19 protein-coding genes are annotated in these 19,774 nt (G+C 60.2%); 9 read left to right on the top strand and 10 right to left on the bottom strand.

The genetic code is table 11. The features are described from left to right. Nucleotides 1-5: 5 nt before the first annotated feature. On the bottom strand, nucleotides 6-1,028 hold the full coding sequence (locus ABIE13_RS16400; protein WP_354445331.1) for a succinylglutamate desuccinylase/aspartoacylase family protein: 1,023 nt from the start codon (nucleotides 1,026-1,028) through the stop codon (nucleotides 6-8). A gap of 24 nt (nucleotides 1,029-1,052) precedes the next feature. Beyond that, a complete protein-coding gene (locus ABIE13_RS16395) occupies nucleotides 1,053-2,015 on the bottom strand; it encodes a threonine/serine dehydratase (protein ID WP_354445329.1) in 963 nt (320 codons plus the stop codon). Nucleotides 2,016-2,213: 198 nt separating this feature from the next. Between ABIE13_RS16395 and ABIE13_RS16390 the strand changes: the two genes are divergently transcribed. From ABIE13_RS16390 to ABIE13_RS16350, 9 genes are all read left to right on the top strand, one after another. Then, the gene (locus ABIE13_RS16390) at nucleotides 2,214-3,464 is read left to right on the top strand and encodes a Zn-dependent hydrolase (RefSeq protein WP_354445327.1); all 1,251 of its coding nucleotides are present in this window, start codon (nucleotides 2,214-2,216) and stop codon (nucleotides 3,462-3,464) included. Nucleotides 3,465-3,632: 168 nt separating this feature from the next. Continuing rightward, complete coding sequence (locus ABIE13_RS16385) at nucleotides 3,633-5,219, top strand: ABC transporter substrate-binding protein (protein WP_354445325.1); 1,587 nt, start codon at nucleotides 3,633-3,635, stop codon at nucleotides 5,217-5,219. 54 nt (nucleotides 5,220-5,273) lie between these two features. After that, complete coding sequence (locus tag ABIE13_RS16380; protein WP_354445323.1) at nucleotides 5,274-5,771, top strand: Lrp/AsnC family transcriptional regulator; 498 nt, start codon at nucleotides 5,274-5,276, stop codon at nucleotides 5,769-5,771. Continuing rightward, nucleotides 5,768-6,256: a RidA family protein gene (locus ABIE13_RS16375; protein ID WP_354445321.1), complete on the top strand. Its 489-nt coding sequence runs from the start codon at nucleotides 5,768-5,770 to the stop codon at nucleotides 6,254-6,256. Before ABIE13_RS16380 ends, ABIE13_RS16375 begins: the two co-directional genes overlap by 4 nt. Then, nucleotides 6,253-7,227, top strand: coding sequence for an ABC transporter permease (locus tag ABIE13_RS16370; RefSeq protein WP_354445319.1), 975 nt, complete (start codon nucleotides 6,253-6,255; stop codon nucleotides 7,225-7,227). The genes ABIE13_RS16375 and ABIE13_RS16370 overlap by 4 nt, the downstream gene beginning before the upstream one ends. Continuing rightward, complete coding sequence (locus ABIE13_RS16365; RefSeq protein ID WP_354445317.1) at nucleotides 7,227-8,126, top strand: ABC transporter permease; 900 nt, start codon at nucleotides 7,227-7,229, stop codon at nucleotides 8,124-8,126. Before ABIE13_RS16370 ends, ABIE13_RS16365 begins: the two co-directional genes overlap by 1 nt. Further along, nucleotides 8,123-9,118 (top strand): ABC transporter ATP-binding protein, encoded by a 996-nt coding sequence (locus ABIE13_RS16360; protein ID WP_354445315.1) that lies wholly within the window; start codon nucleotides 8,123-8,125, stop codon nucleotides 9,116-9,118. Before ABIE13_RS16365 ends, ABIE13_RS16360 begins: the two co-directional genes overlap by 4 nt. Further along, on the top strand, nucleotides 9,115-10,116 hold the full coding sequence (locus tag ABIE13_RS16355) for an ABC transporter ATP-binding protein (RefSeq protein ID WP_354445313.1): 1,002 nt from the start codon (nucleotides 9,115-9,117) through the stop codon (nucleotides 10,114-10,116). The genes ABIE13_RS16360 and ABIE13_RS16355 overlap by 4 nt, the downstream gene beginning before the upstream one ends. 208 nt (nucleotides 10,117-10,324) lie before the next feature. Then, nucleotides 10,325-10,507, top strand: a complete 183-nt coding sequence (locus ABIE13_RS16350; RefSeq protein WP_354445311.1) for a hypothetical protein — start codon at nucleotides 10,325-10,327, stop codon at nucleotides 10,505-10,507. Between the two features lie 208 nt (nucleotides 10,508-10,715). Here ABIE13_RS16350 and ABIE13_RS16345 read toward each other — a convergent pair whose 3' ends face one another. From ABIE13_RS16345 to ABIE13_RS16310, 8 genes are all read right to left on the bottom strand, one after another. Then, complete coding sequence (locus tag ABIE13_RS16345) at nucleotides 10,716-11,849, bottom strand: thiolase family protein (RefSeq protein ID WP_354445309.1); 1,134 nt, start codon at nucleotides 11,847-11,849, stop codon at nucleotides 10,716-10,718. A 63-nt stretch (nucleotides 11,850-11,912) separates the two neighbouring features. Beyond that, nucleotides 11,913-13,322: a DHA2 family efflux MFS transporter permease subunit gene (locus ABIE13_RS16340; protein WP_354445307.1), complete on the bottom strand. Its 1,410-nt coding sequence runs from the start codon at nucleotides 13,320-13,322 to the stop codon at nucleotides 11,913-11,915. 7 nt (nucleotides 13,323-13,329) lie between these two features. Beyond that, on the bottom strand, nucleotides 13,330-14,037 hold the full coding sequence (locus ABIE13_RS16335) for an SDR family oxidoreductase (RefSeq protein ID WP_354445305.1): 708 nt from the start codon (nucleotides 14,035-14,037) through the stop codon (nucleotides 13,330-13,332). A 90-nt stretch (nucleotides 14,038-14,127) separates the two neighbouring features. Beyond that, nucleotides 14,128-14,709 carry a TetR/AcrR family transcriptional regulator gene (locus ABIE13_RS16330; RefSeq protein ID WP_354445303.1) on the bottom strand — a complete coding sequence of 194 codons (582 nt, stop codon included), beginning with the start codon at nucleotides 14,707-14,709 and terminating at the stop codon, nucleotides 14,128-14,130. A gap of 138 nt (nucleotides 14,710-14,847) precedes the next feature. Next, on the bottom strand, nucleotides 14,848-17,265 hold the full coding sequence (locus ABIE13_RS16325) for a heavy metal translocating P-type ATPase (protein WP_436278427.1): 2,418 nt from the start codon (nucleotides 17,263-17,265) through the stop codon (nucleotides 14,848-14,850). A 137-nt stretch (nucleotides 17,266-17,402) separates the two neighbouring features. Beyond that, the gene (locus ABIE13_RS16320) at nucleotides 17,403-17,744 is read right to left on the bottom strand and encodes a copper-binding protein (protein WP_354445615.1); all 342 of its coding nucleotides are present in this window, start codon (nucleotides 17,742-17,744) and stop codon (nucleotides 17,403-17,405) included. Nucleotides 17,745-17,834: 90 nt separating this feature from the next. Next, nucleotides 17,835-18,326: a cupredoxin domain-containing protein gene (locus ABIE13_RS16315; RefSeq protein ID WP_354445301.1), complete on the bottom strand. Its 492-nt coding sequence runs from the start codon at nucleotides 18,324-18,326 to the stop codon at nucleotides 17,835-17,837. 34 nt (nucleotides 18,327-18,360) lie between these two features. After that, the gene (locus ABIE13_RS16310) at nucleotides 18,361-19,773 is read right to left on the bottom strand and encodes a multicopper oxidase family protein (protein ID WP_354445299.1); all 1,413 of its coding nucleotides are present in this window, start codon (nucleotides 19,771-19,773) and stop codon (nucleotides 18,361-18,363) included. Between the last annotated feature and the right edge of the window lies 1 nt (nucleotide 19,774).

Here is a 19,774-nt window from a genome sequence, read left to right as displayed (position 1 = left end):
GGGCCTCAGACTGGCGGCTGCTCTTCTTCTGCCAGGTGACCCAGGCAGGTGCCAGCTTCCACGCGCGCCAGCGTGCGAAGCATCACGGCCAATCCGCTGCCTCGGAAGTACACGTGTTCTGGCTCATTCCATGGGCGGTAAGGGTCGTGTATCAGGCCCGCCAGGTCACCCGTCTTTATCTGATCACCGAGTTTGAATGCGGGCTCGAAGATGCCGGGAACGGGCGAGAAAATATAGTGTTCCTTACGGAATGAATAGCGTCTGGTAGGTGCCGGGCGGTCCTTTGGTTCGAATGCGGGCACCACGCCCAGCGCATGCAGCAGGCCCTTGATGCCTCGCTCTACGATAGCCAGTCCTTCCAGGCCAACCGCACCTTTGCCACCGAACTCACCAGTGGCGAAAAACGTGCCGTTCTTGCGAGCGGCCGACCCGATCATGAGATCACTCTCCAAATTGTCCAGGTACATCAGGCGCGGCGCGCCGAAGGCCTCGATCAGCTGTTCGGTTTTGACGACGGCCTCGCTATCCAAAGGGCGGTTCACGAACAACATCGGCAGATAGTCCATGGTCGTGCCACCGGCGTGAAAATCGACGATGTAGTCGGCCAGGGGCATCAGCTCGGTCTGGATGTAGTGCGCAATCATCTGCGTGGGGGTGCCATTCGCATCACCCGGGAACAGTCGATTGAGGTTGCCCTTGTCCAGCGGTGATGTCCGCGTGCCATTCAGGTAGGCAGGAAAGTTGAGTGCGGGAATCAGGATCAGGCGGCCACGCAATTGGTCTAGCTTGAGCTCACGCATCAGGTGCATGATGGCTACCGACCCTTCGTACTCGTCGCCGTGGTTGGCGCCCGTCAGCAGCACTGTGGGACCCTCACCGTTCTGAGCCACCATGAGCGGCACCGGCAAAAAGCCATAGGCGTCGCGGTCGTGCGAATAAGGAACCTGCAGGGATCCGGTCTGGATTCCGCTACGACTGAAATCGATGTCGGTGGTGACCTGGGTAGGCGTTGAGTCAGGAGCGGCCATGGTGCGAGAGTCTGCGAAAAAGTTTCAGTTCCACTTCAGGCCCTGGAGCTGCTCCAGCTTCAGGTTGCCGCCGCTCAGAACGCAGACCGCAGTTTTGCCCTTGGGAATAGTGAGTCGGCCGGTGCGCAAGGCTGCAACCGTCGCCGCAGCAGCGCCTTCAGCCACGAGCTTGCAACGCTCCATCAGCCACACGACGCTGTCGAAGATTTCAGTATCGTCGACCAGCACGATGTCGTCCACATAGTTCTGCACAACCCACAGGTTGTTCACGCCGACCTGGCGCACTACCAGACCATCCACCACGGAGGTGACGTTTTCCAGCACCACCCGTTTGCCTTCGGACACCGACCGCGACATCGCTGGCGCACCGCTGGATTCGATACCGATGACCTTCGCGTTCGGATGCGCGGCCTTGATGGCCATTGCTACGCCGGAAATCAGGCCCCCGCCGCCTATGGGAACGATGACGTAGTCCACGTTCGGCACGTCCTCGGCGATCTCGAGGCCCACGCCGCCTTGTCCGGCGATCAGCCTGGGATCATCGAAAGGGTGAATGTAGGTGAGGCCTTGTTCTTCCTGAATCTGGCGGGAGTGTGCGTAGGCGTCATCCCAGATCTCGCCGTGTTGAATGACCGTTGCGCCGTAGCCGCGTGTGGCATTGACCTTGGCGGCTGGCGCGTTGACGGACATCACCACCGTGGCCGGGATGTTGTGCACGCGCGCCGCATAGGCTACGCCTTGGGCATGGTTGCCGGCGGATGAGCAGATGATGCCCCTGGATTTTTCCTCTGCCGACATCTTGGACAGCACGTTAAGCGGACCGCGGATCTTGTAGGAACCGGTGCGCTGGAACAGTTCCGCTTTCAGAAGGATATTGGCGCCGGTGATCTCGCTCAGCGCGGCACTTGTCAGGATCGGGGTGCGGTGGATGTAGGGGTGCGCAATCGCTCGGGCGGCCTGGAAATCTGAAGTGGTCAAGGGCGTCATGGACAGTCTCTTGTAAAGATGAGAGGGCGTCGGGCCGACGCGTATTCAACGCGCGGGATTCGAGAATTACACCATGTGCGTTCGGCTTTTTTGTTGCGTATTTCACCTTCACCGAGGCCTGTGGCGCAATGAAAGCAAAGTCGTTTCTTCCTTCCTAGAATCGTCGGCCACAGTCTGTTATTTAGTAAGGATATGGTCATGTCTATTGCCTTGCCGCATATCGTCGTGGATCGCAATCTGGTCGAGCACTGTGTGATGACTCTGGGCAGCATTGGGGCTGCGGCGGGCACTGGCGTGAAGCGCACCGTGTATTCACCCGAGTGGGTAAAGGCCACGGATCTCTATGCAAGCTGGTGCGCCGATGCGGGGCTGATCGTGCGGAAAGACGCGGTGGGCAATGTCTGGGGTCGACTCCAAGGAACGCGAGAAGACCGATCCGTGGCATCAGGCTCGCACATCGACACGCAACTTCCCGGGGGACGCTACGACGGTGCCTTGGGTTGCATATCGGCGTACATTGCACTTCGCACGCTGCACGAGCATTTCGGCGCGCCGCGTCGCTCGCTCGAAGCAGTTGCTTTCTGCGAGGAAGAAGGCAGCCGCTTTCCAGCTGCCAACCTTTGGGGATCGCGTGCCGTCACCGGACGGATTGCTGACGGCGAGGCACAGCGCCTGAAGGATTATGAGGGAGTGATTCTCGGTGATGCCATGCGAGCCGTGGGTTTGGATCCGGCTCGCATCAAGGACGCCCAACGCAGTGACATCGACACTTTCATAGAGCTGCATGTGGAGCAGGGCCCTGTGCTGGAGCATGCAGACATTCCGATTGGCTTGGTGACAGGCATCACTGGGCTGCGCCACTACGTGGTGGAGGTAACAGGTGAAGCGAACCACGCAGGTGCCTTCCCGATGGATCTGCGCCGCGACCCGATGGCCGGTGCGGCGGAGATGATCTCAGGCGTGATCGACACGGCCAACGGGATCGGACGTCCCGCGGTGACCACGGTGGGTCGGCTGCAAGTGGAGCCTAACTACCCGGCCATTGTCCCGGCGAAAGTGCGTTTCACCATCGATGCGCGCCACCCGGATGCTGACGCGCTCAGAGATCTGTACGCCATGCACGAAGCGACACTGCGTGCGGTGGCGGCACGCCGCAACCTGGAGCTCAGCTGGCAGGTGACCCTCGACCAGCCGCCATCTCCCTCGGACGCCGCGACGGTCGAGCTTCTTATGTCCGTGGCGCAGGAGCAAGGAGTGCGCGCCATGCGAATGCACAGTGGCGCGGGCCACGACACCCAGGTCATGGCTGGCATTGCCAAGACAGCCATGATCTTCGTCCAGAGTCGCCGCGGTCGCAGCCACACGCCGGAAGAATTCACATCGGTTGAACACGCGGCGATGGGCATCGAGGTCCTCGCCGGTGCCATGTACCGGCTCGCCTATGCGTGAGTTCACGAGCGCGCAACAAACCATGTGCCCGGATTCCTGAACCCTTTCATGATTGCGTGCGGGTACTTTTCGCTCCCCTAATTCGCAATTTGTCGCGAGCGATAAGCACGTACAATTTTTTTCGGATACATCGATCAGCCAATCTGAAACTTCTGAGGAGCCGTCCCCATGTCCATGATCTTTTCCCGCTTGCGCGCCGGAGTCGCCGCGTTGGTGGTGGTGGGGCTTGCCTATGGCCCACTGGCTAGCCAGGCTGCCGAGTTCAAGGTCGCTGTCAGTGGGGAGGTGACATCGATGGATCCTCACTATGGGAACATCTTTCCGAACAACAACGTGATGGAGCACGTGTTTGAGACCCTGGTGGCCAAGGACTCCGATTCTCGGCTGGTCCCTGGTCTGGCCACTGCCTGGAAGCCGGTGGATGCCACCACTTGGGAATTCACGCTGCGCCCTGGTGTGAAGTTCCATAACGGCAGCGACTTCACCGCTGCGGACGTGGTGTACTCTCTGCAACGGCCTGCTACGCTGACCACCAGCCCGGCCCCGTTCACGACCTACACCAAAGCCATCACCGAAGCCGTGGCAGTGGGCGCCGACAAGGTGCGCATCAAGACCGCGAGCCCCTATCCGTTGTTGCCGAACGACCTGAGCGCTGTCTACATCGTTTCGCAGAAAGCTACAGCCGACTTCAAGACGCCGGATTTTGACCAGGGCAAGGGCATGATTGGAACGGGCCCCTTCAAGTTTGTCAGCTTCGCTCGCGGTGACCGAGTGATGCTTGCTCGCAATGATGCCTACTGGGGCACCAAGCCTGCCTGGGAGAAGGCCACTATTCGCATCATCACGAACGACGCATCGCGCATGGCCGCACTGCTTTCGGGTGAAGTGGATGCGATCGAGAACGTGCCTTCTGCCGACTATGGCAAGCTGAATCAGAACAAGAGCTTCGAAGTGTTCCACAAGGTGTCACACCGCACGATCATGTTCCTGCTCGACCAGGAGCGCGATGTCTCGCCTTTCGTCACGGACAAGGCAGGCAAGCCGCTGGCCAAGAATCCCCTGAAGGATGCACGCGTGAGGCTGGCCATCTCCAAGGCAATCAATCGTCAGGCTATCTCCGATCGCGTGATGGAGGGACTTTCTTTACCTACTGGCAACCTGGTGCCGCCCTCGATCTTCGGCCACGCAGCCGACGTTCAGGTGGAACCCTATGATCCAGCTGGCGCGAAAAAGCTGCTGGCGGAAGCAGGCTATCCGAACGGCTTTGGCATCACACTGCACGCGCCCAACAACCGATTCGTGAATGACTCGCGAATCACGCAGGCCGTTGCACAGATGCTCACGCAGATCGGTATCCAGTCGAAGGTGGAGGCCATGCCCTTCTCGGTGTATGTTGGCCGCGCCAGCAAACTTGAGTTCAGCATGGTGATGCTCGGGTGGGGCGCCAGCAGTGCCGAAGCGTCATCACCTATGCGCGCGCTCATCACGACCTTTAACAAGGACAAGGGCATGGGCGCTTTCAACTGGGGCCGCTACTCCAATGCACAACTGGACAACGCGCTGGAAGAAGCGCTGCGCACTCTGGACGAGAAAAAGCGCGAAGACCTGCTCAAGGACATGATCCGGACGGTGCGCAAGGACACGGCCGTGGTGCCGATTCATCAACAGGCGACGAGTTGGGCTACTCGCAAGGGCGTTGCCTATGTTGCTCGAACGGACGAGTACACCCTGAGCCAACAGTTCATGCCTAAATAGGTGTTTGATGGCGCGCGAGGTATGCTGATTGGCTGTTATTAGTACCTACTGCCAATGATGGATAACGCCAAGCGCCTCATATTCGACCGGATCGACCGTCACATCCTGGAGGCATTGCAGAAGAACTCTCGTATCTCCAATGTGGAGCTTGCGCAGGCCGTCGGCCTGTCGCCTGCGCCGTGCCTGCGTCGGGTCCAGGCTCTGGAAAAAGCGGGCGTGATTGAGGCCTACGTCGCACTGGTTGACAAGAGAAAGGTCAACCTCGGCGTGGAGGCGTTCATCAACGTGCAGCTTAGCGCACAGGGCAAGAGTGTGATGGATCCCGTGGAAGCCACCATCAGGTGTTTTCCTGAAGTTCTGGCGTGCTACGTCATGACCGGCGACTGGGACTACCTGCTCCACGTCGTGGCGCAAGACATGGATGCGATCCAACAGTTCTTGCAGGACAACCTCAGCCAGATTCCCGGGGTGATGCGAATCAAAACCAGCTTCGCCGTTCGGCGTGTAGTACGGAACACCTCCGTGCCTCTCTACCACCTTGATGACAGATGAACACTACCGATTTTGACCGCCGCCTCATTGAACTGGGGATCGAACTGCCCGCTCCTGCCGCGCCTTCGTTCAGTTACGTACCCACCCTGATCTCCGGCAATCAGCTTTTTATTTCCGGCCAACTGGGTTTCTGGAAAGGGCAACTGTTGCACAAGGGTAAGCTGGGTGGCGCGGCCAGCCTGGACGACGGCAAGACGGCCGCTCGTCTGTGCGGGCTGAACGTTTTGGCTCATGTTCACCAAGCCTGCGGCGGTACGCTCAACCGCGTGGTGCGCTGCCTGCGCATGACGGGTTTTGTCAGCACCGTCCCTGATTGTTATGACCATGCGACCGCCATGAACGGGTGCTCGGAGCTGATGCACGAAGTGTTCGGAGAGCAAGGCCGCCATACCCGGGCGACCGTCGGCGTGGCCTCGCTGGCTTTCGACGCGGTGGTGGAAGTCGATGCCATTTTTGAGATCACACCCGCTACTGCGCTCCCATGATCGCCTTGATCCTGCGGCGCGCAGGCCAGAGCGTCTTTGTTCTGTTCTTCATGTCCCTCGTCGTGTTTGTGGGCGTGTATGCCATTGGCAACCCCATCGACACATTGATCAGCCCTCTGGCCACTCAGAATGAGCGAGAGCTGGCCATCACAGCGCTTGGCCTTGACAAGTCGCTGCCGGAGCAGTACGGAGCATTCCTGTCCGGGATCTGGCGCGCTGACCTCGGCAACTCCTTCGTCTACGGATCACCCGCGCTGCAACTGATTCTCGAGCGCCTGCCGGCAACGCTGGAGTTGGCCTCGGTAGCGATGCTGATTGCCGTGGTGATCGGGATTCCGCTGGGACTGTGGGCCGGGTTGAAGCCAGACAGCGTAAGTGGGCGCGGCATCATGGCTGGCTCCATCCTCGGGTTCTCGCTACCTACTTTCTGGGTGGGGCTGATGCTGATCATGCTGTTCTCTGTGATGCTCGGCTGGCTGCCCTCCAGCGGCAGAGGACCGACCACGCTCCTGTTTGGAGTGCCGGTTTCCTTCCTGTCCGTGGAGGGGTGGAGCCACCTGTTGCTGCCAGCCTTGAATCTGGCCATCTTCAAGATTGCCTTGCTGATTCGCCTCACACGCAGCGGGGCACGCGAGGCCTTGTTGCAAGACTATGTGAAGTTCGCAAGAGCCAAGGGCTTGCGCAACACGCGGGTCATAGGCGTTCATGTACTGCGCAACATCCTAATTCCCATCGTGACCGTCATCGGACTGGAGTTCGGCTCGGTCATCGCGTTTGCCATTGTCACTGAGAGCGTTTTTGCCTGGCCCGGCATGGGCAAGCTGCTGCTGGACTCCATCGGCCAACTGGACCGGCCGGTGATCGTGGCCTACCTGATGGTGATTGTCGCGCTGTTCATCCTGATCAATCTGCTTGTGGACGTGCTCTATTCAGCACTGGACCCTCGCGTTCGCCTGGCACAGGCCCGCTGATGAACGCGCCCGTCCAACTTGCTCCCGCGCAAACGCCATTCATGCGCGTCGTTCAGGACTTCTGCGGCAATCGACTGGCGCTCTTCGGGGCTGGCCTGTTGCTTTTGTTGATTGTTGCGGCGCTGCTCGCGCCCCTCATATCACCTCAAAACCCGTATGACCTGGCGCAGTTGGACGTGATGTCCAGCCGGCTCGCGCCGGGCACGCCCAACCCCGCTGGTGGTACGTTTTGGCTAGGCACCGACGATCAAGGCCGCGACATGCTCTCGGGCATTCTCTACGGCCTGCGCATCAGCCTGGCCGTGGGGGTGATCAGCACGGCGCTGGCGTTGCTGATCGGCTTGGTGCTTGGCATGCTTGCCGCCTACGTGGGCGGTCGCACCGACATGCTGCTGATGCGGCTGGTGGATATGCAGCTGTCCTTCCCCGCCATCTTGATCGCGTTGATCCTGATCGCCATGCTGGGGCAGGGTACGGGCAAGGTGATCGCCGCGCTGGTGATCGTGCAATGGGCTTACTATGCCCGCACCGTACGCGGCGCGGCGCTGGTGGAGAAAGACAAGGAGTATGTGGAGGCGGCACGTTGCCTGGCGCTCCCCGCCTGGCGCATCGTGCTTCGCCACCTGCTGCCTAACTGCCTGCCGCCGATGATGGTAGTGGCCACGGTGCAGATCGCCGCTGCCATCGCACTGGAGGCGACACTGTCGTTTCTTGGCCTCGGCCTGCCGATCACGGAACCTTCGCTCGGCCTGCTTATAGCCAACGGATACCAATACCTGCTCTCGGGTACCTACTGGATCAGTTTTTTTCCTGGCATCGCCCTGCTGCTGACCATCTTCAGCATTAATCTCGTGGCGGACCAGCTGCGCGATGTGCTTAACCCGCGCCTGCTGAAATGAGCACACCTCTTCTGGACATTGCGGGTCTGTCGACCCACTTCTTCACCAAAGCCGGGGTGGTCAAGGCGGTGGAAGATGTGTCCTTCAGTCTTGACCGGGGCGAAGTACTGGGTCTGGTGGGCGAATCGGGCTCGGGCAAGTCGATGACCGGCTATTCCATCATGGGCCTGATTGATCCGCCAGGGCGGATCGTATCGGGCCGGATCATGTTTGACGGGCGTGACCTGCGGACGCTGGCGCCTGAGGCGATGCGCCGGTTGCGGGGCGGGCGCATCGCCATGGTCTTTCAGGACCCCATGATGACACTCAATCCCGTGCTGCGAGTGGATGTGCAGATGATCGAGGCGGTGCTCGCGCACGAGAAGGTCAGCCGCCAGGCTGCGCTGGCGCGCGCGAGGGAGGTGCTGACCAAGGTGGGGATCGCCTCACCAGACGAACGACTGCGCTCCTATCCCCATCAGTTTTCCGGTGGCATGCGGCAACGCGTGGCGATTGCGATCGCTCTGTTGAATGGGCCTGATTTGATCATCGCCGACGAACCGACAACGGCGCTGGACGTCACGATTCAGGGGCAGATCCTGTCGGAGGTGCAGCGACTGGCACGCGACTCGGGCACCGCCCTGATCTGGATCACGCACGACCTGTCGGTCGTGGCTGGCCTGGCGGACCGTATTTGCGTGATGTATGCGGGCCGCATTGTGGAGCAGGGCACCACCGAAGCCGTGCTGAACCATTCCGCCCACCCTTACACCCAAGGCCTGCTGGACTCGGTGCCTTCACGCAACGTGCGAGGCCAACCGTTGCGGCAAATCCCAGGAATGACGCCCTCACTATTGAACCTTTCTCCGGGCTGTGCGTTTCGAGACCGTTGCTCTCAAGCCTTTGACCGCTGCGCCACCCTCCCAGAAACCCAGATTGTTGGCAGCGATGCGGAGGTTCATCCGCAATCAGTGCGTTGCCACCGTCCGCTGCACCCGGGGGAGCCAGCATGAATGAGTCCGTGCCCCTGCTGGAGCTGAGGTCAGTTTCCAAACGGTTTGTCAAAACACTGGACACCGCTGCGAAGATCGCTATCAGGCTGGGTGCTCGCGCGCGAGAAGAAGTGGTGCATGCGGTTGATTCGGTCGATCTGCAAATCCACCGCGGGGAAGTCGTGGGGCTGGTTGGCGAGTCGGGCTGCGGCAAATCCACGCTCGGACGCATGGCCGTCGGTTTGCTGCCGCTGACGCAGGGCGAGCGGCTATGGCAGGGGCGATCCCTGGCCGGCCTGGACTCAGCCGAGGCACGCCGGCAGCAGTTGAAGATGCAGCTGGTGTTTCAGGACCCCTATGCGTCGCTCAACCCTCGCATGCGGGTGGCGGATATCGTCGGGGAGGCGCCTGTCGTGCATGGCCTGGTGCCCAAGGCAGATAAAGTTGACTACGTGAGCGAGCAGCTGGCCCGCGTGGGCTTGGACCCTGCGGTGATGCGGCGCTTTCCGCACCAGTTCTCCGGCGGCCAACGGGCCCGGGTGGGGATAGCGCGTGCGCTGGCGGTGCAGCCCGAGTTCCTGGTCTGTGATGAGTCGGTTGCAGCACTGGATGTTTCCATCCAGGCGCAGGTTCTCAACCTTTTCATGGAACTGCGGCACGCGCTCAACCTGACTTACCTGTTCATCAGCCACGACCTGAGCGTTGTCGAGCACATCAGCGACCGTATCGTGATCATGTACCTTGGCCGGGTGGTCGAGAGTGGACCTGTCGACGAGCTGTTTGCGGGGCCGAATCACCCCTATACACGGGCGCTGCTGGCCGACGTGGGCAAGCTGGAGCCGAAAAAGCGGACTTTTGAGCCTATCCGCGGCGAAATCCCCTCACCACTGAACCCACCCTCCGGCTGCCATTTCCATCCGAGATGCCCTCATGCGATGCCTGTCTGTAGCGAGCAGACTCCGACCTTGAAGACCGTCGCACCCGGCCGGGTGTCGGCATGCCACCTGAACGGAATCTAGTGACTGAGCCCTTCACCAGCGTTCCCCGCAGGTGCTTTCCTCAATGTTGCATTCGTCAGGCCTGCCTTAAAAGCAAACCTGTGGCCAAAAGCCATCAGATATCTCGGTTAGAGTGCCGCCCCTAGGGTAAACCCTTGCTGGATACTTACAATAGAGTTTCCTCGGCCTAGCCGACTTTTCAAGGTGCCCTTAGATAGGGCAAGTCATCATGTTTAATTCTGTTACCGATTTCTTGCGTGCTGTCATGCGCACACCGCGCACGGACGGTGTTTCTTCCAACGGTGTGACCGCCCAGTTGATGGAGCGCGCTGACGCTGCTGCTGGATCGGACCCCGTGCAAGCGCTTGAGCTTCGCCGCGCTGCATTGGCGACGCTCGGCGTCGTACGCTAAAGAGTGTCCACGCGGTAGAGGCCTAAGCGCCTACGCGCTTCCACCGTGTGTGGTCCACGAGCCCCCTTCTAGGGGGCTTTTTACATGGGGCTGGCAGAGCGGTATTCCCGGTTGTGGATCTCCAATTGGGCCCGGGAAGACGCCGCCTTGTTTCTTGAAACTTCGGTCTCGGGCCATGCCGCGCGACCTTCGCTAAGCTTGGTCTGTTTCAGACGCGCTCGAGAATAGTCGCGATCCCTTGCCCGCCGCCAATGCATTGAGTGGCCAGTGCGTAGCGGCCTTTCTCGCGTGCCAGCAATGACGCTGCCTTCCCCGTTATTCGCGCGCCGGTCGCGCCCAGCGGATGACCAATGGCAAGGCCACCACCGTCGAGATTGACTTTGGCAGGGTCCAGACCCAGATCGCGGATACTGGCCAAGGCCTGCGATGAAAACGCCTCGTTGATCTCGATCACATCAAGATCTGCTGCGCTCAGCCCGGCACGTGCAAGCGCCTTGCGCGTTGCGGGGATGGGGCCTATGCCCATGATGGCCGGATCCACCCCCACGGTCGCGAAGGAGCGGATGCGTGCGAGCGCCTGCAACTTGTACTTCGTGGCAAAGGCATCGCTGGTGACAAGAACTGCAGCAGCGCCATCGGTAAGAGGCGAAGAAGTGCCAGCCGTTACCACGCCGTCAGGGCGGAAGGCCGGCTTGAGGCCCGCCAGCGCTTCGGCCGACGTCGTCGGCCGAATGCAACCATCGGCGTCCACCACTTCACCCGACGCCAGGCGCACTGGCACGATTTCGTCTACGAGACGACCTTCAGCGCGCGCTTGCGCGGCTTTGCGGTGCGAATCAACCGCGAACGCTTCCTGGTCGGCGCGGCTCACGTTCCAGCGTTGCGCCACATTTTCAGCGGTCTCGCCCATCGAAATATAGGCGTCCGTTTGGCTTTGCAGCTCGGGATTCGGTGAGAAATTGAACCCCCCTTGCGGCACCATGGTCATGGACTCCACGCCCACGCAAAGGAAGGCCTCTCCCATACCGGCTTCGATCTGCGCCGCCGCGATGTGCACCGCCTGCATTGAGGAGCCGCAGAAACGATTGACCGTCATGCCGCCCACTTCATGTGGCAATCCTGCCAGGAGTCCCACGATGCGCGCCAGGTTATTGCCCTGAGAGGCCTCGGGGTATGCGCAGCCCAGAATCAGGTCCTCGAGCAGTGCGGGGTCCAGCTGAGCGCGCTGTAAGAGGCCGCGAACGACCCCGGCGGCCAGGGTGTCCGGGCGTACTTCAGTGAGGCGGCCTTTCTTGGCGAAGTGAAAGGGCGAACGGGCGTAGGCGGAGATGACGGCTTTCATGAAAAACTCCTGGAGGTAAACCTGGGGAAGCTCGGCTTCCGTAGGCGAATGGCGAGCAGCGCCTTAAGTGATTTTTTGTGGCTTGGTATTGACCGGCAAGCACAGAAGGGCGGTCAACAGCGCCAGCGATGCGTGACAGACATAGAGCGGCACGAAGCTCTGGTGGGTCAACCCTGCGTGACCGAGCATCAGCACAGTGATCGCCACGCCCATGACCGAGCCAATCTGACGTGTCGCCTGGTTCACAGCACTGCCCACGGCGTACTGGTCAGCTGGCAAGCGGTTCACGGCAGCGGCCGATAGCGATGGCAACACCATGCCTACGCCAATGCCGGACAGGAACAATCCAGGTAACCAATGCGTCAAGTACGCCGGTTGTTCGCCCGGAACGAGCAAAAACCACAGCCCGCTGCAGGCATAAATAAACCCGCCGCCAACCAGGAAGGGCCTGTGCCCGAACCGGCTCGCCAAGCGGCCGGTGATGATCGCAAACGGAATGACCAGCAAAGGCCCCGGTGTAATGGCCAGGCCAGCTTGCGGCAGCGTGTAGTGCCAGACTTCGGTCATATAGAAAAAGAACCCGAAGAACATCATCGAGAAGGCGATGCCGAAGGCGAGGGTTGCCAGATTCACGAAGGTGTAGGTACGGTTCTTGAAGAGCCGCAGGTCAACGAGCGGCGCGGGCGCCACGCGAGCCCACAGCACGAAGGCGATCAGTGCCATGACACCTGTGCTGGCAGCGGCCAGCAACTCGGTCGAGCTCCAATGCGGAGATTCCGACTGCACGATGCTCAGTGCGAGCGCACCGACGCCGACGATCAGCAAACCCATCCCGACGGTATCGACAGTACGTCGGCTCTCAGGTTTCTTTGCTTCCCGCAACAGCGCAGCACCACGCCAGAGGGATAGTGCCCCTAGCGGCAGGTTCAGGTAGAAGGCCCACTGCCAGCCTATCGCGTCGACAATAAACGAGCCCACGCTTGGCCCGATCGCCGCCGCAAGGCCGCCGACAGCGCCCCACATACTGACTGCAACGGCACGTTTGCTGTCCGGAAAAGCATCGAGCACGATGGACAGCGAGGCGGGCGTCAACATCGCAGCGCCAATCGCCTGCGCTACGCGTGCTGCAATCAACCACTCCACGGTACCCGATAGCCCGCAGGCAGCTGATGCTGCGAGAAACAGCGTGACGCCGAGCATGAACACCTTTTTGCGGCCATAGCTATCCGCCAATCCGCCGGCGGGGATCAGCATGGCCGCATAAACGACGGTATACGCATTCAGAACCCATGACATGTCTGCCGCAGACGTCCCGGGAAATCCTGCTTGCAGGGCCCGAAACGCAGCGAACAGCATCGTGGTGTCCAGCGACACCAGAAACACAGCAATGCTTGCGATCCAGAAGACCGGCCAGGCAGAAGCATGTGGTCTGGTGCTGGGGGTTACCGTCCCAGGTGCAGTCGTAGCGGACATGGCGTGCCTACCGTTTCACCGCTTGCAAGTAAACCGCTGGATTGGCCGAGAGCCCCGCATGAACGCGCCGCGTCAATTCGTCGGCAAGCACTTCGCTGGCACCAGCTTCCAGCGCATCCAGCGCCGATCGGACCACGTCATCGGGTGCCAGTTTGGGAACATCCATGCCGCGCGTCAGATCGGTGTCTATGAAGCCGACGTGCAGTGCCATCACCTGCGTGTGCTGGTCTTGCAACTCGATGCGTGTGCCGTTGGTCATCGCCCACGCCGCCGACTTGCTCATGCCGTAGACGCCCAACATGGGCGCGTTGATCCAGCTGGCGATCGACAGCACATTCAGGATGGCACCACCACCATGCGCGGCAAGCACGGGCGCAAAGGCTTGGGTCAGGCGCATGGGGCCGAAGACGTTGGTGTCGAAGTGGCGCTGGGCCGACTCCACGCTGCTGTCCTCCAGAAATCCACCGGTGGCTGCGATGCCGGCGTTGTTGATAAGCAGCGTCACGTCGGGATAGTCGCGCGCAGCAGCGGCAACGTCCTCAGGATTCGTCACATCAAGTCGGATGGGCACCACGCCGGGCAGCGTCACACTCGAAGGATCCCGCGCTGCGGCATAGACCTTGCGAGCGCCGCGAGCCAGTGCCTCGCGGGCGAAAGCCAGACCGAGGCCGCGGTTGGCGCCGGTAATGAGAACGGTGGCGTTAGCTAGTTTCATGGGTTTCTTCTTTGAGAGAAAGGGTCATAAATATGATGGTGATCATATTTATGGGAAAAAAAAGGGACATGTGCGACATGTGACAAGGGCTCAAGCAGAGTCGTACTGCGACAGCAGCGCATGGCGGGTGGTGGCAAGCATGGCCTTGCCTTGCTCGTTGGCCCCCATCGTGCGTGCCAACTGCAAGGTGCCGACCATGGTGGCGGCTATGACCATGCCTTGCTCAGGTGCGCTGCCTTCTGGCAACGCGCGCTGGATCATTTCAATAAGACTGTGCACCCGGCGTGTCGATAGGGCGAGCAATTCAGGCGATTGGCGAGGCATCTCCGAACCCAAGGCTGCTACCACGCACCCCTCTTCAACGCGACTGAGATGGTTCTCGGAAAGATAGCCTTCAACAAGCGCTCGAAATGGACTTTGACCACGCTCGCGGCTGGTATCGATGCGCCTGTTCATCACTGCGGCGCTGTCACGCCCGGCGCGTTCGAGCGCCTCTGCCAGGAGGGCGTCGCGAGATTTGAAGTGGGCATAGAAACCCCCGTGCGTCAGGCCTGCCTGTTTCATCACATCAGCGACGCCCACCCCGCTGTAGCCATTGCGCCGCAGCGTACGTGCAGCCACCTCCACGATGCGTTCGTGGCTGGTTTCGCTGCGAGACTGTTTGGAGGCCATGTCGCAACTTTAGCAGTTTATGATCGCCATCATATTTCTGGATTGGCCATAAACCACTCGCGAGTCATGGGCAAATGGGTGGCTGAGGTCACGGTGCCAGCCATCTGCGTCAATACGGCGTGTTAACACGCCCTGGACTTACTTCAAACTACGCAGGCGCAACGCATTGAATATGACTGACGCTGAACTCAAGCTCATCGCCAGCGCGGCGATCATGGGCGACAGCAGCCAGCCGGTGAACGGGTAGAGCACACCCGCCGCGATCGGTATGCCAATGCCGTTGTAGACAAAGGCGAACAACAGGTTCTGCCGCATGTTGCGCACCGTATCGATGGAGACCTCGCGCGCTGCTGCGATGCCGCGCAGGTCGCCTTTGATCAGGGTGATTTGACCACTGTTCATGGCCACATCTGTACCGGTTCCCATCGCAACCCCCACGTCGGCCTTGGCCAATGCAGGAGCGTCGTTGATGCCGTCTCCCGCCATGGCCACCACATGGCCTTCCTTTTGAAGCCTGTCCACCAGTGCCAGTTTGTCGGCGGGCTTCACCTCGCCATACACTTCTTCGATACCCAGCTTGGCGCTCACGGCCTTGGCGGTCGTGAGGCCATCGCCGGTTGCCATCACGATCCGCAAACCGCTGGCGTGCAGCGTCCGGATAGCCTCCGGAGTACTTGCCTTGATGGGGTCGGTCACCACCAGAATTCCCGCAAAGCGGCCATCGACGGCTAGGTGCATGATGCTAGCCCCCTCGCTGCGCAGGCGTTCCCCGTCGGCTCGAAGTGACGAAACCTCTACACCTTCCTGATCCATCAATGCCGTGTTGCCTAATGCCAGGCGCTGCCCCTCCACCGTTCCGCGCACGCCAATACCACTGCCCGACTCGAAATCGGCGGGCTTCACCAGTGGCAACCCCTTGGCACGCGCTGCACTGACGATGGCGTCGGCCAGCGGGTGCTCGCTGCCTTGATCAAGACTCGCCGCCAGCCGCAGCACTTCATCGGGTGTAAAGCCTGCGGCTGCAATGGCCGTGTCGAACGCCGGCCTGCCTTCAGTGAGCGTGCCCGTCTTGTCCACAATCAGGGTATCCACTTCGCGCATCTTCTCGATCGCGCCAGCATCGCGGAACAGGACACCCTGCGTGGCAGCCCGGCCGGTGGCCACCATGACCGACATAGGAGTGGCCAGACCCAGAGCACACGGACACGCAATGATCAGCACTGCCACTGCGTTGATCAGTCCGAACACCCAACTCGGCTCCGGCCCGACCAGGCCCCAAACCAGGAAGGTGGCGATGGCGATCAGCACCACCACGATGACGAACTTGCCGGCCACGACATCGGCCATGCGCTGCATGGGGGCCTTGGATCGCTGTGCCGAGGCAACCATCTGCACGATCTGCGAAAGCATCGTGGCTGCACCGACTTTTTCGGACTGCATGATCAGCGCGCCGCTGGTGTTCAACGTGGCCCCAATCACCGGGTCACCGACACGCTTGGTCACGGGCACAGGCTCGCCGGTCAGCATGGATTCATCCACTGCACTGCCGCCTTCGGTGACGATGCCATCGACGGGAATTTTCTCGCCCGGGCGCACGCGCAGCAGGTCGCCGACGTGCACGTGATTGAGTGGCACATCCTCTTCGCCGCCGTCAGCATTGATGCGACGCGCGGTTTTAGGCACAAGGCCTAGAAGGGACTTGATAGCCGCTGAGGTCTGGGAACGCGCCTTCAGCTCGATGATCTGGCCCAGCATGGTCAGGGAAATGATGACCACTGCCGCTTCAAAGTAAACGGCCACACGGCCCATCGACATGAACGAGTCGGGAAATACGCCCGGCGCCACCGTGGCAACAATGCTGTAGATGAAGGCCGCACCTGAGCCTAAGCCAATCAAGGTCCACATGTTCGGACTGCGATGTACGATTGATTGCCAGCCTCGCACGAAAAAGGGCCAGCCAGTCCACAGCACCACGGGAAGCGAAAGCACCAACTCGACCCAGGTTTGCGTTGCCATGGAGAACCAGCCTAGACGATGACCCGCCATAGCCAGAATGGAAACGATCAGCGTGAGCGGCAGCGTCCACCAAAAGCGCCGCTGAAAATCCTTCAACTCGCTATCATCTTCCTCCTCCAGCGGAATGATGGGCTCCAGCGCCATGCCGCACTTAGGGCAATGGCCTGGAAAGCCCTGCCGCACTTCGGGGTGCATGGGGCAGGTATAGATCGTGTCAGCAGGCATTTCCGACGACGTGGCCGTTTGTACTGAGTGGGTCGGGCGATCCGGATGATGCACAGAATGTGCCGGATGATGGGCGCTGCCAGAACCATTCTCGGCCTGCGGATCACTCACGGTAAAGCGCACGGGATCCGCGGTGAACTTGTCTCGGCAACGCGTGCTACAAAACCAATAGTGCCTGCCATCATGCGTTGCATGATGGGGCGATTCGGTGCTCACTTGCATGCCGCATACGGGATCTTTTAGCGTGTCCTGCTGCATGGACGCTTCATTTCCCGAGCCCGCGTGTTCGCCTGGGTGATGCCGATCGTGGTTCATGTCACTGCCTTTAGAAATGTCGATTCAGTTCTTGACCTTCCCATAGTGGCAACGTCAAGCTTCTGATACCGTTGTGGACTCATCGCAGCGCTTGACCAGCTTCCGTCGCCTCCCTGGCTGGGATGCCATGTGGGCTTTTATCGGGCAGGCTGAATGTCAGTGACCATCATTTTTCCGCCTTCATGGATGACCATGAACTTCACCTTATCGCCCGGCTTCAGGTTGGTCAACAGGTTTTTGTCCTTGGCGGTAAAGACCATGGTCATTCCAGGCATGTCCAAGTGCCTGATGTCTCCATGTTTAATGGTGACCTTGTCGTTGTCGAGATCGACTTTCTTGACTTCACCTTCGGTCAGGGACGCATGTTGAGATGCTTCCGCCTTGGTTGATTCCGTGGTTGCCTGGGCAAAGCCGCTCATAGGTAGCGAGATGCCCAGGGCGAAAGCGGAAATGGAAAGAAATTGCTTGAAGTTGCTCATGATGGCCTCACGTCGAGGAATTGAAAACATCTGCTGATCCGTTCTTCTGGATCAGCACGATTTTTGGGGTGTTGGCTTCTGACGGGCGTATTACTGCTTGCCGACCTGGACGACGCCCTTCATGCCGGCCTCGTAGTGACCGGGTATCAGGCAGGCAAAGTTCACGCCTCCCGCCTTGGTGAACTGCCAGATGATTTCGCCCTGTTTGCCAGGCTGTAGGGTCACTTTGCCTGGTTCGTCGTGTTCCATGTCGGGGAACTTTTTCATCTGCTCCAGATGTTCCAGCAGCTCCTTCTCGGTGCCAAGGCTGAGTTCGTGCTTGACCTGTCCGGCGTTCTTGACAATAAAGCGCACCGTCTCCCCTTGTTTGACCTGAATGTTCGATGGCGTGTAGCGCATGTTGTCGTTCATTTCGATGGTGATGCTGCGACTGACCTTGGCGGCAATGCCGGGTTTACCGATGGCTGTCTCTTCCACGGCACCGTGACCTCCTGCATGGTTGCCGCTGGCTACCACGGCTCCGGAAGCGACGAACAAGGCTGCGCCGAGCAAGCGGTGGTTGATGGATGGCGCGAACTTCATGGATGATCTCCAGTTGAAAATTGAAGGGAAAAAGTCAATGCTCGCCGTGTGGCACGGGCTTGCGCGCCCTGACTTCAGTCGGCGTAGAAGGTTTGTGCATGCGCGGCATGGATTGCCCACCCTCGGCACTGAAGCGCGCAGGTTCGGCCGTCGGGCCGGTGTACTCATAGGCGACCGTACCTTCAGGATGCTTGAACCAACCGGGATCCTTGTAGTCGCCGGGTTTTTGATCCTTGCGTACCTTGAGCACACTGAACATCCCGCCCATCTCAACCGATCCAAAAGGCCCCTGGCCGGTCATCATGGGCACGGTGTTGTCGGGGATCGGCATTTCCATCTCGGCCATGTCCGCCATGCCGCGTTCGCCCATGACCATGTAATCCGGGATGAGCTTGTTGATCTTCTTGGCAAGACCGCTGTGGTCCACACCAATGAGCGTGGGTATGTCGTGGCCCATGGCGTTCATGGTGTGGTGACTTTTGTGGCAGTGGAAGGCCCAGTCGCCTTCCTCGTCAGCCAGGAACTCGATCTGGCGCATTTGCCCCACGGCTACATCGGTGGTCACTTCGTGCCAGCGCGTGCTTTTTGGCGTAGGTCCGCCATCGGTGCCTGTCACCAAAAACTCGTGACCATGCAAGTGCATCGGATGATTGGTCATGGTGAGATTGCCGATGCGCACGCGCACCTTGTCATCGAGGCGGACGTTCAACGAGTCAATGCCAGGAAAGATGCGGCTGTTCCATGACCATAGATTGAAGTCCGTCATTTCTGCGACCTTTGGCGTTGCAGCTCCTGGCTCGATGTCATAGGCGCTGAGCAGGAAGCAGAAATCCCGTTGTACCTCGTCGATCAGAGGGTGCCTGGCTTTGGGATGCGTGACCCAAAAGCCCATCATGCCCATGGCCATCTGCACCATCTCGTCTGCATGCGGGTGATACATGAAGGTGCCGGGTCGGCGCGCCACGAATTCGTAGACAAAGGTCTTGCCAGGCTGGATCGCTGGCTGCGTGAGACCCGAGACGCCATCCATGCCGTTGGGCAGACGCTGGCCATGCCAGTGGATGCTGGTGTGTTCAGACAACTTGTTGGTGACGAAAATGCGTACGCGATCACCTTCCACCACTTCGATCGTGGGCCCAGGACTTTGGCCGTTGTAGCCCCACAGATGGGCCTTCATACCTGGCGCCATTTCGCGCACTACCGGTTCGGCCACCAAGTGAAATTCTTTAACGCCCTGGTTCATCCGCCACGGCAGCGTCCAGCCGTTGAGTGTGACCACCGGGTTGTACGGACGTCCTGAGTTGGGCACCAGCGGGGCCATCGTGTTGGGACTCGACTGAATCACGGGCTCTGGCAAGGCCGCCATCGATACGCGATTCACCGCGCTGGCTGCCACCGCACCGCCAGCGATGCCCGCAAACTTGAAAAACTCTCTTCTGGATGTCATG

It is taken from the genome of Ottowia thiooxydans (assembly GCF_040548795.1).
GTDB lineage: Bacteria > Pseudomonadota > Gammaproteobacteria > Burkholderiales > Burkholderiaceae_C > Ottowia > Ottowia thiooxydans_A.
The sequence above is the reverse complement of the archived record's forward strand: the minus strand, read 5'-3'. Positions and strand labels throughout refer to the sequence as shown.

What these genes read in the sequence shown, in the direction of transcription:
- ABIE13_RS16345 (WP_354445309.1), bottom strand. Translation starts at nt 11,849, where the DNA reads ATGAAAGCCGTCATCTCCGCCTACGCCCGTTCGCCCTTTCACTTCGCC.
- ABIE13_RS16350 (WP_354445311.1), top strand. Translation starts at nt 10,325, where the DNA reads ATGTTTAATTCTGTTACCGATTTCTTGCGTGCTGTCATGCGCACACCG.
- ABIE13_RS16365 (WP_354445317.1), top strand. Translation starts at nt 7,227, where the DNA reads ATGAACGCGCCCGTCCAACTTGCTCCCGCGCAAACGCCATTCATGCGC.
- ABIE13_RS16355 (WP_354445313.1), top strand. Translation starts at nt 9,115, where the DNA reads ATGAATGAGTCCGTGCCCCTGCTGGAGCTGAGGTCAGTTTCCAAACGG.
- ABIE13_RS16330 (WP_354445303.1), bottom strand. Translation starts at nt 14,709, where the DNA reads ATGGCCTCCAAACAGTCTCGCAGCGAAACCAGCCACGAACGCATCGTG.
- ABIE13_RS16395 (WP_354445329.1), bottom strand. Translation starts at nt 2,015, where the DNA reads ATGACGCCCTTGACCACTTCAGATTTCCAGGCCGCCCGAGCGATTGCG.
- ABIE13_RS16380 (WP_354445323.1), top strand. Translation starts at nt 5,274, where the DNA reads ATGATGGATAACGCCAAGCGCCTCATATTCGACCGGATCGACCGTCAC.
- ABIE13_RS16315 (WP_354445301.1), bottom strand. Translation starts at nt 18,326, where the DNA reads ATGAAGTTCGCGCCATCCATCAACCACCGCTTGCTCGGCGCAGCCTTG.
- ABIE13_RS16310 (WP_354445299.1), bottom strand. Translation starts at nt 19,773, where the DNA reads ATGACATCCAGAAGAGAGTTTTTCAAGTTTGCGGGCATCGCTGGCGGT.
- ABIE13_RS16325 (WP_436278427.1), bottom strand. Translation starts at nt 17,265, where the DNA reads ATGAACCACGATCGGCATCACCCAGGCGAACACGCGGGCTCGGGAAAT.
- ABIE13_RS16320 (WP_354445615.1), bottom strand. Translation starts at nt 17,744, where the DNA reads ATGAGCAACTTCAAGCAATTTCTTTCCATTTCCGCTTTCGCCCTGGGC.
- ABIE13_RS16370 (WP_354445319.1), top strand. Translation starts at nt 6,253, where the DNA reads ATGATCGCCTTGATCCTGCGGCGCGCAGGCCAGAGCGTCTTTGTTCTG.
- ABIE13_RS16335 (WP_354445305.1), bottom strand. Translation starts at nt 14,037, where the DNA reads ATGAAACTAGCTAACGCCACCGTTCTCATTACCGGCGCCAACCGCGGC.
- ABIE13_RS16375 (WP_354445321.1), top strand. Translation starts at nt 5,768, where the DNA reads ATGAACACTACCGATTTTGACCGCCGCCTCATTGAACTGGGGATCGAA.
- ABIE13_RS16385 (WP_354445325.1), top strand. Translation starts at nt 3,633, where the DNA reads ATGTCCATGATCTTTTCCCGCTTGCGCGCCGGAGTCGCCGCGTTGGTG.
- ABIE13_RS16400 (WP_354445331.1), bottom strand. Translation starts at nt 1,028, where the DNA reads ATGGCCGCTCCTGACTCAACGCCTACCCAGGTCACCACCGACATCGAT.
- ABIE13_RS16360 (WP_354445315.1), top strand. Translation starts at nt 8,123, where the DNA reads ATGAGCACACCTCTTCTGGACATTGCGGGTCTGTCGACCCACTTCTTC.
- ABIE13_RS16340 (WP_354445307.1), bottom strand. Translation starts at nt 13,322, where the DNA reads ATGTCCGCTACGACTGCACCTGGGACGGTAACCCCCAGCACCAGACCA.
- ABIE13_RS16390 (WP_354445327.1), top strand. Translation starts at nt 2,214, where the DNA reads ATGTCTATTGCCTTGCCGCATATCGTCGTGGATCGCAATCTGGTCGAG.